Here is a 17,388-nt window from a genome sequence, read left to right as displayed (position 1 = left end):
TCATCTCCGGCAACATAGCGACAACAGGCCGACGTTTTTTCAGCCTGAAGCATGTTCTGGTGGGAATAGCATTAACGATTATGAGACGGGCGTTTGTTCGTCAGAATAAAGATTTTACCTGGCAAGAAAAAATAAAACCGGCGCATCAGGCACCGGTTTTATCTGTGAGTGTTAATTATCGGTCAGGCATTTTACGCCGGTTTTTGCTCCGTTTTCGTTTGCGCGTTTTCCAGCATCCGACGCACCGGAACAATCAGCACAATCAGTACTGCCGCACAAATCAGCAATGCAATGGAGCAGCGGGCGAAGAGATCAGGCAGCATGTCCAGTTGGTCAGCCTTAACGTGCCCACCAATCAGACCCGCCGCCAGGTTACCTAAAGCGCTGGCACAGAACCACAGGCCCATCATCTGACCCCGCATTCTTTCGGGCGCTAACAGCGTCATGGTCGCCAGACCAATCGGGCTCAGACACAGCTCACCCAGCGTCAGCATCAGGATGCTGCCCACCAGCCAGAACGGCGATACGCCTGCTCCACCGTTGCTCAGGACATTCTGCGCCGCCATCATCATCAGGCCAAAGCCCGCTGCCGCGCACAGAATACCGATAACAAACTTGGTGATACTGCTCGGGCGCACATTTCGGCGCGCCAGTGCCGGCCAGGCCCAGCTAAAGACCGGAGCCAGCAGGATGATAAACAGGGCGTTGATCGACTGGAACCAGACGGCTGGAATTTCGAAATCTCCGATCATGCGGTTGGTATAGTCGTTCGCAAACAGGTTGAACGAGGTTGGTTTCTGCTCAAACGCCGACCAGAAAAAGGCCGCAGAAACCAGTAAAATAAAGCAGACCAACAGTCTGGCGCGCTCTTTGCGGGTCAACCCGGCAAACACGAACAGATAGATAAAGTAGAGCGCCACAGACGCGGCAATAACGTAGACCAGCATGCTGGCAACGGCGACCGGATTAATGACAATCACGCCCTGGGCAATCAGCGTCACAATGATAGCAACACCAACGGCCAGCGCCAGCAACCAGCGTCCCACGCCGTTTCTCTTCACCACCGGGCTGTTCCAGGTCGAATCAAGCCCCACTTCGCGGTCATAGCGTTTCATGGAAGGAACGGCAAACACGCGGAAGATAATCAGCGCGACCAGCATCCCGATCCCACCGATACCAAAGCCCCAGTGCCAGCCGTGAGATTTGATTAACCAGCCAGAGATCAACGGGGCAATGAATGACCCCATGTTAATCCCCATGTAGAACAACGAAAAACCGCCATCGCGGCGGGCATCGCCTTTCTTATAGAGGGTTCCCACCATGACCGAGATACAGGTTTTGAACAGACCCGACCCCAGCACGATAAACATCAAACCGATGAAAAACAGGTTGTCGCCCATCCAGGCCGACAGGGCAATCGACAGATGGCCGAGCGCGATCAGGATCGAGCCGTACCACACCGCGCGTTGCTGCCCGAGCCAGTTATCCGCGAGCCAGCCGCCCGGCAGCGCTGCCAGGTACATACTGCCGGCAAAAATACCGACGATAGCAGACGCATTTTCCCGCGCCAGTCCCATGCCACCGTCGTAGACGGTCGCGGCCATGAACAGAATCAGTAACGGACGAATGCCATAAAACGAAAACCGTTCCCACATCTCCGTGAAGAACAGTGACCCCAGCGGATAGGGATGGCCGAAGAACGTTCGGCTTTCGTTTTTATTAACAGAGGAATGCATAATTTCTCCCGAAATGGTGTGTTGTATTGCTTGTAGCCGCTGAATAACCCGCCGACCATTCATCTATCTGGTCGATCATTCACATCCAGCGAAATATTATTTAACCATTTGATAACCATAAGACAGTTTTGTCTAGTGCCAACATCGGGACTTTAAGATGAAAACTCGATAGATGTCTAGTTTTGTAGATTTTCTGTTTGATAAACAAGGATAATGATTGACTTTAAAGGCCTGCAAATAATTGCCTATCAATTTTTTAATAAACAAGGTGTTATGCTCAAACATTATCCCGGGAAGCGCGAAAGGATCGAGCTGTATCTTTCAGGGCATTTTTTACTGAGATACTTGCACGGGAGGTTGAATCGCTTCGCCGTCGCCCGAATGACATGGCTGAGTCCTGAGGATGAATCATGCCCTTGCCAGGTAAGGTTCCCCGTTATAGCGAAAAAGCCCGACAGCGTAAGCCATCGGGCATCGGTTTTCTCTGGTTGCAGCACAGAGCAATTGTCGTTTATACCGTCTCTCGACGTGCCATCAGGGCGTAGAGCTTGCCGGCAAAGGTTTCACTGACCGGCCACTCTTCAGCGGCAATACGGGTCGTCGTGTGAAAACCGCACTGCGCCAGCAACTGCAAATACTCGTCATCCCGCCAGGCCCGCGTCTGGCTGCTAAAATGCACAACGCTGGCATCGGCCTTGAGCGCCCAGAATGTCGTGGTGCTGGTTTGCGTTTCTTCATTCCAGCGATTTTCGCTCAATAACAGATGCGGTTCGGCGAGAAAAAGCCCCTCTGGACACCGCTGCCAGGACGCGGGAGCCATCCCCTGTCTTTTGACCTCGTCAAACGTATGCACTTCAATCAGCAACTTGCCCCCCGGCTTCAGCCAGGCTGCACTACGCGCCACCAGCCGTTGCGCATCCTCAAAACTGAAGACATTGATTTCACCGAAGGTCATCATAACGAAATCAAACGTGCCATCAGGCTGGTAGTCGCGGACGTCCTGTTCCTGATAATCAATATCCAGCGCTGCGCTCTGCGCCTGTTCTCGCGCCCACTGCACAGAGGCCGGAGAAAAATCGACGCCAGTGCAATCAAATCCGCGCTGCGCGAGACGTTGAGTATAAAAGCCGGGGCCGCATCCCAAATCAAGTATTGTTGCGCCCACGGGAAGCTGGCGGGCGATCCAGTCGACCTGTTGTTCAATGACCGAGAGTTTACGACTGGCCCAGTCGTGTTCCTGCGACAAATGGTTTTCCAGCATCCTGCGGCTGAAATCCGGATCATTCCACGGGATCTTTCCGCCCGTTTCACGATCGTTGTATTGTCCACTCAGAAGTGTCAGTTCAAGAAGATTCATCCGTTGATCTCATCGTAATGTACCTGGTGGCTGAAATATCGCTCCAGCCTGCCTTCACAACGGGCGCATTATCTCATGCTTCCGGGATTATTTACCCCACACCAACTCACACCAATTCAGATTTGTCAGCAGGAAAATCTGATAAGCGAACAGGATTAATCACCTTCAGGGTTTTATTTTTGTGTTGAATAATCCCTTGCTGCGCAAGTTTTATCAGCGCACGATTGAGTTGCCTGACAGAAACACCCAACATGGCCGCGAGCGACTCTCTTTTCTCCAGTTGAATTGTGGCGCCTTCGTTTTGCGTTTTAATAAGTAAGAATTTACGCAATTTAGATTCCACCGAAATCGCGCCACTGGAATGGATCAGTGAATTATGCAGTAGTTTATGACTTAAATTCTGGCACATAAAAAGAAGAAAGGCGGGATCGTTCATCGCGTGTTCTTTTACGGCCTCGACCGGTAGGGTCAGTAACCATGAGTCCGTTAATGCCTGAACGGAACCGACGGCCTTACTTTTCTTAATGGAGAAAAGTTCCATTTCGCCAACCACCGAAAAAGGCGTTTCAAAAGAATAAACCGCGTGCGTCCCGTTTGGATTATGGCGCTCGACCTGCAGTTTACCGTCAACCAGGAAATAGAGATGCGTCAAATAGGTGTTTTGCGTCATCAGATACTCCCCGGCATCAATTTTGACCAGACGCAGTGTCGCTAACAGGGAGGGGTTAATTATCGCCGATAACCTGTTCGTTAAAATAAACCGCTCTTTTAAGGCACTGTCATTGATATTTTTCATCTTCCCCTCGACGCAATCCCATTTTCCCTTTATGGGATAGCACAATAAAGTGAGCGCGGCGATAACAAAAAGGACATCTGTCTCTTTTACTATCGCCAACTCCCTGTGTTGTCACATTGATGCGAATTGACTGCTGTGCGTACCACACCTTTTCATGACGTGTTCAGGAACTCAGTTCCACTTAAGTGTCATCGACTTGTCTTCACGGCAGGAGGCACCAGAGGTCTGTGCTACCGACGCTGAATATATTTGTTATGCAAATAAGATGTGGCGCTCATTTTTTGAACACAGCCAGCCCTATTCTGTGAACCGTTTTCAGGAGGTCAAAAACATGAAAAAGCTTCTGATAGGTTGTTTGTTCGGGAATACGGCAAATTCTCTTGCCAAAAAGATGCAGGTACTGGCTGAAAGCTGCGGCTATCCTCTCATGATAAGCGCGGTGGGGCTGGATAATTTCGAAAGCGTGGCGCCCGCTTTCGACGGTTTTCTCATAGCGCCGCATATTCAGTACAAGCTCAATGAAATTTATGACATTGTCGGAAATGCACGCCCTGTCGCCATTATTGAAAGCCTGCCCTACGCATCGCTGGATGCGGAGAAAGTGTTAAACTTTGTGAAGGAGAAAATGCCTGAGCTGGCAGCCTGATGCCGCAACGTATTAGCCGCTTCCGCTCATGAATAAGAATAACAGGGGCAATCTCAAATAATTAAACCCGGTGCGTTACGCCGGGTTTGTCTATGTTAATAAAGCGTCACCCTTTCAAGAATTTCCAGCGTCTTCGGCAGTGCGGCTGCCCAGGGCTGGCTGCTGCCCATCTTGATGTTGGGCTTGTTTTTACCGTGGAAATCGCTGCCGCTGGTCGCCAACAACGCTTTATCCAGCGTGAACTGATAAAGTTCGCGACGAAGTGCTTCATCATGATAGCTGGAAAAAACCTCCACGCCCTGTACGCCGAGCGGCAACATTTGCTCAATCGCCGACAACGGCTTTTCCTTTACGTTGGCGCCGATATGCGCAATCACCGGAATACCGCCGTTATCAATAATCATCGACGCCATCTCTGCCATGGGCGGCAGTTCAACCTTCACATGACAGGGTTTGTCGCGGCCAAAAAAATCCCAGAAGAAGTTAATCAACGGCATGTCGCTGCGAGAGTTCCCTGCCCGGTACGGCAGCAACAGTTCATGATTCGCATTACGCGCATCCTCTAAAATTAACTCCGCCATCTGCTCTTCCTGCGGAACGCGATCGCCCGCCAGGGCATACAGGCGATCGACGTCAAGCTGGAACCCGAGCGCCCGAAGTTTCGCCAGTTTCAGCGGGGTCGCGACGCTTTCCAGATGGTGGAAATTCTGCTCGACGACGTCAAAATCCCGACAATCACGACGAAAACCGTAGCCCAGCAGATGATAGTTATTACCCGCAAACGAGCAGTCAATTTCAATGCCCGTCATCACTCTCACAGCGTTTTCATTGCCATAGTGAATAGCTTCCTCAACGGACCGCGCCGAGTTGTGATCGGTTATCGCCAGCACCGCCAGGTTCGCCGCTTTCGCCATTGTCAACAGATCGCTGACAGGGAAATCCGCATCGTCGCTGTATACCGAATGCATGTGCAAATCGATACGCTTCATCATCTTCTCCTTAAGCTGATATTCAGGTACTGCAGGCACTATATGACCAGGCAGGGGATTAATACAGCGCCGCGCGCGCGAAAATTCTGAGTTTGAAAATCAGTAGAAATATCGGTGCGGGTTAATCCGTTTCTCATAAGGAGAACCCGAGGGGAGCATTACGTTCGTCCCCTCATTGTGAAAACGATTAATTTTCCGAATAAAGGAAATAATCAAAATCGGCATTAATGTGCTCGCCGGTGAAATCCAGGCAACAAAAAATGAAAAATCAACAAAGGGATATCTCTATGATTGATAATCTGGAGACCTCATCGAAGACTTCCGACTTTAGTGGAGAGTGTCTCATGACACTCTCCACTAATATCTGTCAGAACATATAACGGAAATTCGCGTTTATCGCGTTATCCACGTTGTATTTACCAAAGGCGGATTTCTCAAACTCCAGCCCGAAGCGCATGTTGTCCTTTATCTGCGCGTTCATGCCGACATTGAACAACATCCGGCTGTCCTTCTCCCCCTTAATCCGTTTCTCTCCGGACGCATCACGAAGTACGGTCTCGCCGTTATTCAGCAGGTCGAACTGCCAGCTGGTGCCGGCCCGGGCCGTCACGCTCCAGTCCTTACCGCTAAAGGTTTTGCCCAGCTCCACACCTGTCCGGCCGACCAGTGGACTGAAGTCCTTGTTCTTCATGCTCAGGTCCATATTTCCCTCTTTCCAGCGGAACGTTTTGCCGGACACCGCGCCATAAACCAGTTCGGCCTGCGGCTCAATAAAGGTGTCCTCCGTCAGGTGATAACGGTAACCCGTTTCTGCACCGGCATACCAGGAGTGCGTACCGTAATGCTTCGTCCCCAGGCCGGCAAAGTTGCCCGTGTAATCATTGTCATGGTGAATATATTTACCAATCAAATCGATATAGGCACCGGAATTAAACAGCGCTGAAGCATACAGACCGCCGCCCACGGATTTTGTCTTCCCGCTGAACGCATCACTGTCTGCGCTGCTGTCGGTATAGGTCATCGTGACACCAGTGAACAGGTCCACACCGTCCAGCGTATGTTTTTTGTCAAAACCGACCTGAACGTGAGTGTAGTTATCACTGTACCCGCCGTCTGCTGAACCAGCGCCGTTCATGATACGGGCCCAGGCTCCGGCATCACCTTTCGTGTCACGCAGTTCCCCCATACGTTTATTCAGATTGTTCACTTCCGTCATGAAGTTTTTGTAGCCGGCATTCATGAAACTGTCCGCCTTCGCCGCCGCGGCTTTGTCAGCCTCTGCTCTGAAACCATCCAGAATCCACTTCGTACTGCCGCCGGTGGTGTCGACATGCAGCGTCGGTGTCACCCGGCTGAACCCCGTGACCCGGGTACCGGCCTTAAAGACATTCTCTGCCGTGCCGGCCGGGGCGCTGACCAGCGGGATGTTCAGTGACTGCCCCGGAGTCGGATTCTTCATAAAGCTGACATTCAGGGTGTTGTCTGAACCGCTGGCTTTCCCCGTCACGCTGATTTTATCGGCGTTTTTCAGGTCAGTACGCAGGACAAAGTCACTGCCCGTGGCATCAAGCGAGTTTACCGTCAGGGTGCGGAAGGCACCCTTTTCTTCAGACTGTACCCGGCTGTTACGGGCCGTCAGGTTGTTGACGGTGGAATCTCCGGTCAGCTGCCACAGACCACTGTTCATGCTGACGTTTCCCTTACCGCCGGTGATGGCACCGTAGTATGCCGCGTTATATCCACCAAACATTCCTTCAGCCAGTGCGGACGAAACGGAGGAAGACAGCGTCCCGGGCGCATCCGTTCCAATACGGACAGCGGACGGGCTGGTTGCATGAATGTCCCCGGAAACATGTGCCCAGTTGCGGATGTCCAGAGTGGCATTGTTGCCGGTCAAATCGTATCCTTCTGTCATAGACAACATCGGCGTGAACTGACCGTCTGAGCCGGTAACCGGCGTTCCGCTCAGGGAAAGCGTACCATTCTTCCCAATCTGAACCCGGCCGTCACTGTAGAGCCCTTTCTGTGCTTTCAGATGACCGCCGTCACGAACAGAGAGAGCAGAGTTCACGAAGATACCGCTGTCCTGCAGCACGGCCTCAGATGAGGTGACGTTTACCTGACTGTCATGAGCCTCAATCCCGCCGGTGAAGCGGTTGTTAATGTCCAGCGTGGAGCCTTTCTGCAGCGTGATATTGCCCTGATACTGGCTTTCCACCGGAGAAGATGTACCTTCCTCCGGATTGACGTAATTACCGGTACTGTCATTTTTATCAATAATGACCTTATTACTTCCCAGCGTGATATGGCTGTTGTCCGACTGTATGTCACCGTTCAGGACAGCATTACGTGAAAGATGGAAGTCAGCATTCTTCAGCGACAGCGTTTTCAGTGTGAACTGACGGTTCTCCCAGTCTTTCTGGGTCAGGGAGACGGGGGCACTGCCGTTGACTGAAGCATGGATAACCGGATGCCCCTGGAAAATCAGACTACCCCCCTCTTTACTCAGGTTTCCGCCAGGCAGATTTACGGAACCATCCATCACCACCTTACGTTCACCCGGCAATTGCGGGATAGTAACATCCATATTCCCGGTCAACTGGCCATGATAGATAACGGGCTGTTTTGCCCGTTCAGCCAGGACCCGGTCTTTTACTGTCTGAATGGCTTTGTTTTTATCAGTACCGACAAATTCCCATTGTTTCGGGTCATTCAGGCTGTTCCCCCACAGGGTATTATCATAGGTGGCGGATTTAAGAATATAGTAGGATGTCTGTCCATTCAGATTACGGCTGTATAAGCTTCCGGGTGTACCTTTTCCGCCAAACGGATTAACAGTACCAATCGGGACGCTGACTTCTTCATTATTAGCTGTAGACAAATTCAGTGACAGGTGGGATTTATTCGCGGCCTTGTTTGCAATGACCGCACCATAATCAGACACCCGCAGACGAGTGAAAGTGATATCGTTACCGTTCAGGTCAAGCACCCCTCCCCGATAACCCCAGGAGATATTATCCGGGTTAACCTGTCGTGAATCCGCAAGCACAACGGTCGGACGTCCACTGGCAAGATTGACTGAGCTGAAAGCCTGGACATTTCCTGCGGCATCAGGCTTTTGAGCCAGAATGACAGTCCCGTCCCCGGTTTTAAGCCCGCCGGGATTAACCCCGATACCGCTTACGGTCAGCGTCCCTTCACCAAGTTTATGCAGGTTGTCACCGGCAACGCCGTTGACCTTCCAGGTCACATTGGTCCCCTTGTCTGTAATAATACCTGCACCTGTCCATGTTTTTCCGGCGTCAGCGGACACGGTGTAACTGTCTTTAAATTCCAGATAGCCGGCCCCCTGCGTTACGCTGTCTTTCAGGAGAATTGTGCCGTTCTGTCCACTGAACACCAGATTTTTGCCCGAATTGAGGTCTTTTCCTTTCTGACCGTGCATATCCCAGGTTGTTGTCCCCTGAGACAATGTGCCAGTACCGGTATTCTGGTCAAAATGCCAGGCAAGAGGTTCTTTACCAGAGACAGCAGCGACAGGGGTATCGAAATCCTCTTCCATAACCTTATTCAGATAATCGGTCGGAATAACGTTCCACCAACTTGTTGCTCCAGTAAGGCCAGCATAGGATCTTAAAACACCAACCATGACCCATTTTTTTTGCAATGAGTCGTAAGCAAAAAGCGGTGAACCACTGTCTCCGGGAACGCCATAACTTGGTATGATCCCATTAACCGGATTGAAAGTCTGGCCGGGGTTGGTAACAATGGTTCCGTTTGAAATGAGGGGAGTACCAATTGTTCCCCCTGTTTTAAAAGCATATCCGCCTGCAATCCTGGTTAATTTTCCATCCCTGTCTTTTGTATATTGCGCTCCACTCCCCACACGATAAAACTCCGTATAACGTTCAGTATTTTTATAGGCATTAACTTTGGTACCTTCAGCTGTAACGCTCACAGGGGCAACTTCAGTGACCAGTTTATTCAGGCGTGGTGCATGGAAATCAGTAGAGGGGTGATCATTACGATCGACTATCGTATAAGTATTTTTCCCATCACCGAAACTGACACTTTGATAACCACTGTTATGTTTCACACTGGCCAGATACTGCGGCGAAATCAGTGTGGCCACCCCACTGGTACTTACGCTACTGAAATCCGCCATTGGTGCTTTATCCAGACGACCTACAAGCTGACCATTTTTATCATAGACGGGGATATCAGTAGCACCGGGAACAAAGAGTCCTTTATTCTCTGCAAAGTCGCGAAATAACTGATAAGAAATATCGTCTCGAACAATACCAGCCTGTGACATCATCGGATAAGATAAACAAGTAACAGAGATGCTAATAAGTGATATTTGCTTTAATTTCCGGCTTGTTCGTTTAACCACCCGGCTGGCCAGCTCAGATACAGCAATGAGCCCTTGCGTAACAGGGCAATATTTAAGTGAATATATTTTGTTCACAGCAAACTCTCCACGACCCTCATAGATAACATCAACAATTAAACTAATTTATATTCAGCTAATAAAAAAGGATATGTTAAACATGACAAAAGAAAATAAAGTATAATTATTTTAAATTAACACCTCCGCCAATCAATAAAGTCCCGACACTTCACTTTTTGAAAACATCATTTTCCTGATCTGGTGTTAACTTTTATATCATAAAATTATGCATATTCATGTCGATTTATCTAAAAATTCATTTAATTATCATTTTGTGATATTTTACTGCCATCCAAAAAAATCATAAACATCAAATATTAGCATCAATAGAATTACACCAATCAACAAATCAGTTTTTCCTTATTGACCTTGCGTAAGAGGCTGCTTATATCGAAATTATTTTGATGCGTGAATCGCCACGGATAATCCAGACACTTCAGAGCCGTTGATAATATTGATTTTCACTTTCTGCCGGTGGCATCCGATCGCCAGAACCATACCGACGTTTATTGTTATAAATATTTCGATGTAATCAAAAATATCACTGCGGCTTCTTCACGCGTTCCGTAGAACTATTTCTTTATCCGTTCACGCTTCAATAGCGGGAAAAACTTTCTGCAACGGCGTTGTCGTGGCATTTACCACGACGACTCATACTACAACCCTTTAGTCCGTGTGATTTCGGAAACGACTGTCACTCATAGCTTGTGTATGACGACCTTGATCAGAATGAACCAGCACCTGTTTTGAGGATTACGTCGCCAGACGGCCATCAGAGGCGTATTTATCTCTGGATATAGCAACCCTGTCGCGTATGAAGCTTGATCGGGGGCATCTTCCTGGACCGAACACAGAATGCCCCCACTGATGCCCCCGACTGTGACTTGATTCCGGTTGAGTCCCGTTGATAACAAGAGATAAGATCGGGCTATAAACCGCAGTATATGGGCTTTAGTTGATTTCTGTAGGCCTGGGAAGCGTTTGAAATGGTGCCGATAATAGGAGTCGAACCTACGACCTTCGCATTACGAATGCGCTGCTCTACCAACTGAGCTATATCGGCCCTGAAGAGGACGTGACCACGAGTGTGAACACGGGGTAGAAGGTTAAAACTAACCGGGCGATGCGTCAATAGCCTTGCGAATCAAGTGGCTGATTTTGCATCACCCGGCGTTATTTAGGCACGAATCGTATCGTCACCAAAGCCGATCCACTTATAGGTGGTCAGCGCTTCCAGCCCCATAGGACCACGGGCATGTAATTTTTGCGTACTGACGGCAACTTCCGCACCGAGACCAAACTGTCCGCCATCGGTAAAACGGGTCGAGGCGTTGACGTATACCGCAGACGAATCCACTTCGTTCACAAAACGGTTCGCGTTGTGCATGGTGCGCGTCAGGATGGCGTCGGAATGCTGAGTGCCGTGCTCGCGAATATGCGCGATGGCGTCATCCAGGTCCGCGACGATTTTGACGTTCAAATCCAGCGACAGGAACTCGTCGTCAAATTCTTCCGCTTTGACTGCCACCACGTTTGCCGGGCCTGATCTCAACAGGGCAAGCGACCGTTCATCCGCATGCAGCGTTACACCGCTCTCCGCCATCTGCTGACTCAGCGCAGGCAGAAAACGCGCCGCGATGTCCTGGTGCACTAACAGCGTCTCTACCGTGTTACAGGTACTCGGACGTTGCGTTTTCGCATTGACGATAATCTTCAGCGCCGGGGCAATCTCTGCGCTGTCGTCGACAACGATATGACACACCCCAATCCCACCGGTGATCACCGGAATGGTCGACTGCTCGCGGCACAGCTTATGCAGACCCGCGCCGCCACGCGGAATCAGCATGTCGATATATTTGTCCATGCGCAGCATCTCATTCACCAGCGCACGGTCGGGGCTTTCAATGGCCTGTACCGCCGCTTCCGGTAGCCCGCAGGAGATTAACGCCTGCTGGATCACGCGAACGGTGGCGGCATTGGTGCGATATGTCTCTTTACCGCCGCGCAGAATCGCCGCATTGCCCGTTTTCAGGCACAAAGAGGCGACATCGACGGTGACGTTCGGGCGGGCTTCATAAATCACGCCAATCACGCCCAGCGGCACACGGCGACGTTCCAGACGCAGCCCGCTGTCCAGTAGCCCTCCGTCAATCACCTGCCCAACCGGATCCGCCAGATTGCAGACCTGACGGACGTCATCAGCAATCGCTTTCAGGCGCGCCGGCGTCAGCGCCAGGCGATCAAGCATCGCCTCGCTCAGACCGTTCGTACGCGCTTCGGCCACGTCCTGCGCATTAGCGTTCAGGATAGTTTCCGTTTGCGCTTCAAGCGCATCAGCTATTTGTTCCAGCACGCGATTTTTTTCGCGGCTGGAGAGTTGCGCCAGTTTGTACGACGCGGCTTTGGCAGCAATGCCCATTTGTTCCAGCATTTATCTGCTCCTTAACGGGTAATCATATCATCGCGATGAACGGCGACCGGGCCATATTCGTAACCCAGAATCGCGTCAATCTGCTGAGAGTGGTGTCCGGCAATGCGGCGCAGCGCGTCGCTGTTGTAGCGGCTCACGCCGTGGGCAATATCACGCCCCTCCAGATTACAGATGCGGATCACTTCACCACGTGAGAAGTTGCCTGTCACGCTTTTAATGCCTTTCGGTAGCAATGAACTGCCGCGTTCCAGAATCGCCGCCGTCGCGCCTTCATCGACGGTGATTTCACCAGCAGGCGGCGCGCCAAAGATCCAGCGCTTGCGGTTCTCCAGCGGAGAGGCCTGTGCATGGAAGCGGGTACCGACAGAGATGCCTTCCATCACATCACCAATCACGCCCGGCTTGCTGCCAGCGGCGATAATCGTGTCAATCCCGGCGCGGCAGGCGACGTCAGCGGCCTGCAACTTAGTGCCCATGCCGCCCGTTCCCAGCCCCGATACGCTGTCGCCGGCGATTGCGCGCAACGCGTCATCAATCCCGTAGACATCTTTAATCAGTTCGGCCTGCGGGTCGGTACGCGGATCGGCGGTGAACAACCCCTGTTGATCGGTCAGCAGCAGCAGTTTGTCTGCCCCGGCGAGGATCGCCGCCAGCGCGGAGAGATTGTCATTGTCGCCCACTTTAATTTCCGCTGTGGCAACTGCATCGTTCTCATTGATCACCGGAACGATATTGTTATCCAGCAGGGCACGCAGAGTGTCGCGCGCATTCAAAAAGCGTTCCCGGTCTTCCATGTCCGCCCGCGTCAGCAGCATCTGCCCGACGTGAATGCCGTAAATCGAAAATAGCTGTTCCCACAGTTGGATCAGTCGGCTCTGCCCGACCGCCGCCAGCAGTTGCTTGGTGGCAATGGTCGCCGGCAGTTCCGGATATCCGAGATGTTCACGCCCGGCGGCGATAGCGCCCGACGTGACGATAACAATACGGTGTCCTGCGGCATGCAACTGCGCGCACTGACGAACAAGTTCTACGATGTGGGCACGGTTCAGGCGGCGCGATCCGCCCGTTAGCACACTGGTGCCGAGTTTTACCACCAGCGTCTGGCTGTCACTCATGATTCTCTGCCGTTCAAAATAGGGAAAATGATAGTAAACGAACGTTTTAGCAGGACTGGCCCCGGTTGCCAACAAGCAGCGCACAAAGCATGGAATTTTGTTGTGCTGGATCAGCAAGCGTAGCGGCAATTTTTGACGTTTTTATTACTGAAACAGAAAAACATCCTTTTTTAAAATTATTCTTACGTTGTCATAAAACCTTCACTCCAGAACGTTAAAACCCTCCTGTCTTTCAACGGGGATCACACCCAGTAAATAATAGCGCGTACGTTAAATCAGGACTGAAAATGAAAAAGAGCACTCTGGCATTAGTGGTGATGGGTATTGTGGCATCGGCATCCGTGCAGGCAGCGGAAGTGTTTAATAAAGACGGTAATAAACTGGATGTGTATGGCAAAGTCAAAGCGATGCACTATTTCAGCGACAATGACAGCAAAGACGGCGACCAGACCTATGTTCGCTTTGGTTTTAAAGGCGAAACGCAGATTAACGATCAACTGACCGGTTACGGTCGTTGGGAAGCGGAATTTGCGGGCAACAAAACCGAAAGCGAATCCGGTCAGAAAACGCGTCTGGCGTTTGCCGGGGTCAAGCTAAAAGATATCGGCTCTTTCGATTATGGTCGTAACCTGGGCGCACTGTATGACGTTGCCGCCTGGACCGATATGTTCCCGGAATTTGGTGGTGACGGCCTGGCGCAGACCGATAACTTTATGACCAAACGCGCCAGCGGTCTGGCGACATACCGGAACACCGACTTCTTCGGCGTGATCGACGGTCTGAACATGACCCTGCAATATCAGGGCAAAAACGAAGACCGTGACGTGAAGAAACAAAACGGTGACGGGTTCGGGACATCACTGAGCTACGACTTCGGCGGCAGCGATTTCGCGATCATTGGCGCCTATGCCAACTCTGACCGTACCAATGAGCAAAACCAGCAGGCGCGCGGTCATGGCCAGAATGCTGAAGGCTGGGCGACCGGTCTGAAATACGATGGCAACGACATCTATCTGGCGACCATCTATTCTGAAACCCGCAACATGGCGCCGATCTCCGGTGGTTTTGCCAACAAAGCGCAAAACTTCGAAGCCGTCGCACAATATCAGTTTGATTTCGGCCTGCGTCCGTCCATCGGTTACGTTCAGTCGAAAGGCAAAGATATTGAAGGTATTGGTGATGAAGATATCGTGAAATATATCGACGTCGGCGCGACCTATTATTTCAACAAGAATATGTCGGCGTTTGTTGATTATAAAATCAACCAGATTGATGACAACAACAAACTGGGCGTCAACAGCGATGACATCGTGGCGCTGGGTATGACCTATCAGTTCTGATGCCAGAATGGTCCGGATGAGTTGACTTATCCGGCTAAAAACAGAGAGGCCGGATGATTCATCCGGCCTCTTTTTTGGATTACGCCGTTAGCTTCACCGGCTCATCACGGAAATCGTCTGCGGGCTCCAGTGACAAATGCAACGTGTTTAACAGCTCACGCAACTTCTCGTGAAACTCGCGCAGGGTATATTCCAGTCGCTCAACGACTTCTTTATCTTTGATCGCCACAGTCTTCCAGTCGCCCGCTTTGTCGAACAGACCAAATTTGTAGCTGTAGGTAAAACGCTTTTCGTGCGCTTCCAGTTCCATCCACCAGCCCCAGAATTCGCGCAGTTCAGGCGCGGGCTTCACGTTGACGCAAACAGCCAGACAATCGAAAAAGAATCGATTATCTTCGCACTTTCCTTCGCGGATATAAGGGCCAAGCGCGGTGAATTTCTTGATCAATCTGCTCTTCGGGTGTCCACTCGGTAACGTCATTGCGATCTCCTGTTGTGAAGCAACTGTTTTACCAAAACAGTAGAATTTAGCAAATTATTAACACAATCTCTTTTCAATCCAGCGGGTGATTTCCTGTAACGCGTTGTCAAAATTGCGATACACCGGATTGAAGGGAATCTCCAGCAGCTTACCGTCAGAAGATGAAGACGTGATTAAACGCGACTCCTCTTCCGGACTGAACGGATCGTTCTTCCAGAAGCCCGACAGCATTGGCGTCGGGCAGCGTCTGCCAAGCAGTCCCTGCACCTTCAGCGAATAGCGATTAAGCTCCACGCGCAACGCTTCATCGGACGCATCGTGCATCCCCAGTCGACTTGCCAGAACGTCAAGATACATTTCCGGTACCGCTCCCTGACGTAACGGATCGCTCAGCAACGCATGGACTACCGGACCGAGGCAGGCCACCGCTTTCAGACGCGGAGATTCAAGATAGGCCAGGCGCACCGCCACGTTGGCACCAAAACGAAATCCGAACGCCGCCACCCGGGTATGATCCACCCACGGCACATTCGGCAGCGCTTTCAACACATGCTGGTGCAACAGGCTGGAGTCCTGAGAGAGCTTCCACTTTGACGAGAAACCGACGGAAGGCATGTCCAGCGTCAGCATGGCGATGCCGCGCGGCGCGAAATAGCGCTCATACAGGGTGTAGTAATCGGTTTGCATTGAATCCAGACCGCCGCACATCAGCACCGTCGGAAACGGGCCGTCGCCTTTTGGCATATGCAAGAACCCGGTGACGGGCGAGCCGCCAGGCACGCTAAATTCCATCTCACGCAGCGTACCGGGCAGTCGCTGCGCGGCTTCTTCATAGGCACGGTTAGATAAGGCCTGCGCCTGTTCCGCCAGATCGTCCCCTTTCAGGTGCGGATAGGCAGCGATGTTGTACAGCGTCGAAGCGTGTAGCCAGTAGCGACCACTGCGCTCAGGGTCCGTTTCCTGGCAGGCTTTCTGCTGCCAGTCCATCGCCTGTTTTGCCCATTCATAAATCCAGTTGCCGCCACGGTAACCGATCACCGTATCGTAAAGATCGGCATCGGTGCGCTCGGCGTCACTCATCACGATGCGCGCCTGAACATCCAGAATTTCTCGCGGATCCACCCCGCGCCAGATCCACATCAGGCGGTTAATCATGCGATACCAGTGGGGAATATTCTTGCCATCCAGCGCCGATTGCACAGGCGGCTGCATCCCGGCATTAAAACGGCGGACCAGGGTCGACGTTTCGGGGTGTTTGAAACGGGGTTTGAACAGGATTTCGCTTAGATTAGCCTGTGACATGCGTACAGCCTCCTGAAGTACTCACTGAGGCTTATTGTAACCCGACACCGGCTAAATAGAACAACGCCCGGCTGTGCCAGGCGTTGAAAAAGTCAGAGATTAGCGGCCAGAAATCGGCGGAACGAAGGTCACGCCCATGTCCCACGGTTGCTCAATCCAGGTATCCTGCGGGATATCAATCACGTAATCATCGACTAACGGACGACCCGCCGGTTTCGCGAAGATAGTGACAAAGTGCGCTTTTGGGTACATTTCACGGATAGCCACGGCGGTACCACCGGTATCCACCAGATCGTCGATGACGATAAAGCCTTCACCATCGCCTTCAGCGCGTTTCAGAACTTTCAGTTCACGCTGGTTGTCGTGATCGTAGCTGGAAATGCATACGGTATCGACATGACGAATGCCCAGTTCACGTGCCAGCAATGCGCCCGGCACCAGACCACCACGACTAACGGCAATGATGCCTTTCCACTGTTCTGAAGGCATCAGGCGGTTTGCCAGTTTGCGTGCATGGATCTGCAGCATGTCCCAGGTGACGACGTATTTTTCGCTCATGTGAAGTGTCCCAGCCTGTTTATCTACGGCTTAAAAAGTGTTCGAGGGGGAAATAGGTTGCGCGAGATTATAGAGATCTGAGCCACCAAAAACCAGTGTTTCGCGGAATCGGGCCCTCTTTTTACGTGCTTTATACTCGCAGCGGGCGCAGAAAGTGGTATTCTCAAGCGCATCTCGCAAGCCAGAC

At 51.5% G+C, this 17,388-nt stretch carries 11 protein-coding genes, 1 tRNA gene and 2 pseudogenes; 2 read left to right on the top strand and 12 right to left on the bottom strand.

Going from position 1 to position 17,388, the window contains the following annotated elements:
- Nucleotides 1-191: 191 nt before the first annotated feature.
- The 3 genes and pseudogenes from HVX64_RS05900 to HVX64_RS05890 form a co-directional block, all read right to left on the bottom strand.
- Nucleotides 192-1,736 (bottom strand): peptide MFS transporter, encoded by a 1,545-nt coding sequence (locus tag HVX64_RS05900; protein WP_043001668.1) that lies wholly within the window; start codon nt 1,734-1,736, stop codon nt 192-194.
- A gap of 517 nt (nt 1,737-2,253) precedes the next feature.
- Nucleotides 2,254-3,093 (bottom strand): annotated as a pseudogene (locus HVX64_RS05895) (class I SAM-dependent methyltransferase); the annotation flags it as partial.
- Nucleotides 3,094-3,199: 106 nt separating this feature from the next.
- Complete coding sequence (locus HVX64_RS05890; RefSeq protein ID WP_043001670.1) at nt 3,200-3,889, bottom strand: cyclic nucleotide-binding domain-containing protein; 690 nt, start codon at nt 3,887-3,889, stop codon at nt 3,200-3,202.
- A gap of 331 nt (nt 3,890-4,220) precedes the next feature.
- Here HVX64_RS05890 and HVX64_RS05885 point away from each other — a divergent pair, with 331 nt between their 5' ends.
- Nucleotides 4,221-4,535 carry a PTS cellobiose transporter subunit IIB gene (locus HVX64_RS05885; protein WP_044258851.1) on the top strand — a complete coding sequence of 105 codons (315 nt, stop codon included), beginning with the start codon at nt 4,221-4,223 and terminating at the stop codon, nt 4,533-4,535.
- A 95-nt stretch (nt 4,536-4,630) separates the two neighbouring features.
- Here the strand turns inward: HVX64_RS05885 and HVX64_RS05880 are convergent, their stop codons facing one another.
- From HVX64_RS05880 to proB, 6 genes and pseudogenes are all read right to left on the bottom strand, one after another.
- Nucleotides 4,631-5,527 (bottom strand): PHP domain-containing protein, encoded by an 897-nt coding sequence (locus tag HVX64_RS05880; RefSeq protein WP_228530473.1) that lies wholly within the window; start codon nt 5,525-5,527, stop codon nt 4,631-4,633.
- 364 nt (nt 5,528-5,891) lie between these two features.
- Nucleotides 5,892-9,992: a S6 family peptidase gene (locus HVX64_RS05875; protein WP_044258840.1), complete on the bottom strand. Its 4,101-nt coding sequence runs from the start codon at nt 9,990-9,992 to the stop codon at nt 5,892-5,894.
- Nucleotides 9,993-10,410: 418 nt separating this feature from the next.
- Nucleotides 10,411-10,750, bottom strand: a pseudogene (locus HVX64_RS05870) (IS3 family transposase); the annotation flags it as partial.
- A 211-nt stretch (nt 10,751-10,961) separates the two neighbouring features.
- A tRNA-Thr gene (locus HVX64_RS05865) sits at nt 10,962-11,037 on the bottom strand.
- 114 nt (nt 11,038-11,151) lie between these two features.
- Nucleotides 11,152-12,405 carry a glutamate-5-semialdehyde dehydrogenase gene (gene proA / locus HVX64_RS05860; RefSeq protein ID WP_044258819.1) on the bottom strand — a complete coding sequence of 418 codons (1,254 nt, stop codon included), beginning with the start codon at nt 12,403-12,405 and terminating at the stop codon, nt 11,152-11,154.
- An 11-nt stretch (nt 12,406-12,416) separates the two neighbouring features.
- The gene (proB, locus tag HVX64_RS05855) at nt 12,417-13,520 is read right to left on the bottom strand and encodes a glutamate 5-kinase (protein ID WP_042324793.1); all 1,104 of its coding nucleotides are present in this window, start codon (nt 13,518-13,520) and stop codon (nt 12,417-12,419) included.
- A gap of 287 nt (nt 13,521-13,807) precedes the next feature.
- Here proB and phoE point away from each other — a divergent pair, with 287 nt between their 5' ends.
- On the top strand, nt 13,808-14,860 hold the full coding sequence (phoE, locus tag HVX64_RS05850) for a phosphoporin PhoE (RefSeq protein ID WP_042997818.1): 1,053 nt from the start codon (nt 13,808-13,810) through the stop codon (nt 14,858-14,860).
- A gap of 79 nt (nt 14,861-14,939) precedes the next feature.
- On the opposite strand, the gene crl is transcribed toward phoE, so the two are convergent.
- The 3 genes from crl to gpt all read right to left on the bottom strand — a co-directional run bounded on the left by crl (nt 14,940) and on the right by gpt (nt 17,201).
- The gene (gene crl, locus HVX64_RS05845) at nt 14,940-15,341 is read right to left on the bottom strand and encodes a sigma factor-binding protein Crl (protein ID WP_042997819.1); all 402 of its coding nucleotides are present in this window, start codon (nt 15,339-15,341) and stop codon (nt 14,940-14,942) included.
- Between the two features lie 57 nt (nt 15,342-15,398).
- A complete protein-coding gene (frsA, locus tag HVX64_RS05840; RefSeq protein ID WP_044258817.1) occupies nt 15,399-16,643 on the bottom strand; it encodes an esterase FrsA in 1,245 nt (414 codons plus the stop codon).
- Nucleotides 16,644-16,742: 99 nt separating this feature from the next.
- Nucleotides 16,743-17,201 (bottom strand): xanthine phosphoribosyltransferase, encoded by a 459-nt coding sequence (gpt, locus tag HVX64_RS05835; protein WP_042997821.1) that lies wholly within the window; start codon nt 17,199-17,201, stop codon nt 16,743-16,745.
- Nucleotides 17,202-17,388: the final 187 nt, after the last annotated feature.

The sequence above is a fragment of the Citrobacter sp. RHB20-C16 genome, from assembly GCF_013890155.1.
Lineage (GTDB): Bacteria > Pseudomonadota > Gammaproteobacteria > Enterobacterales > Enterobacteriaceae > Citrobacter_A > Citrobacter_A amalonaticus.
The sequence above is the reverse complement of the archived record's forward strand: the minus strand, read 5'-3'. Positions and strand labels throughout refer to the sequence as shown.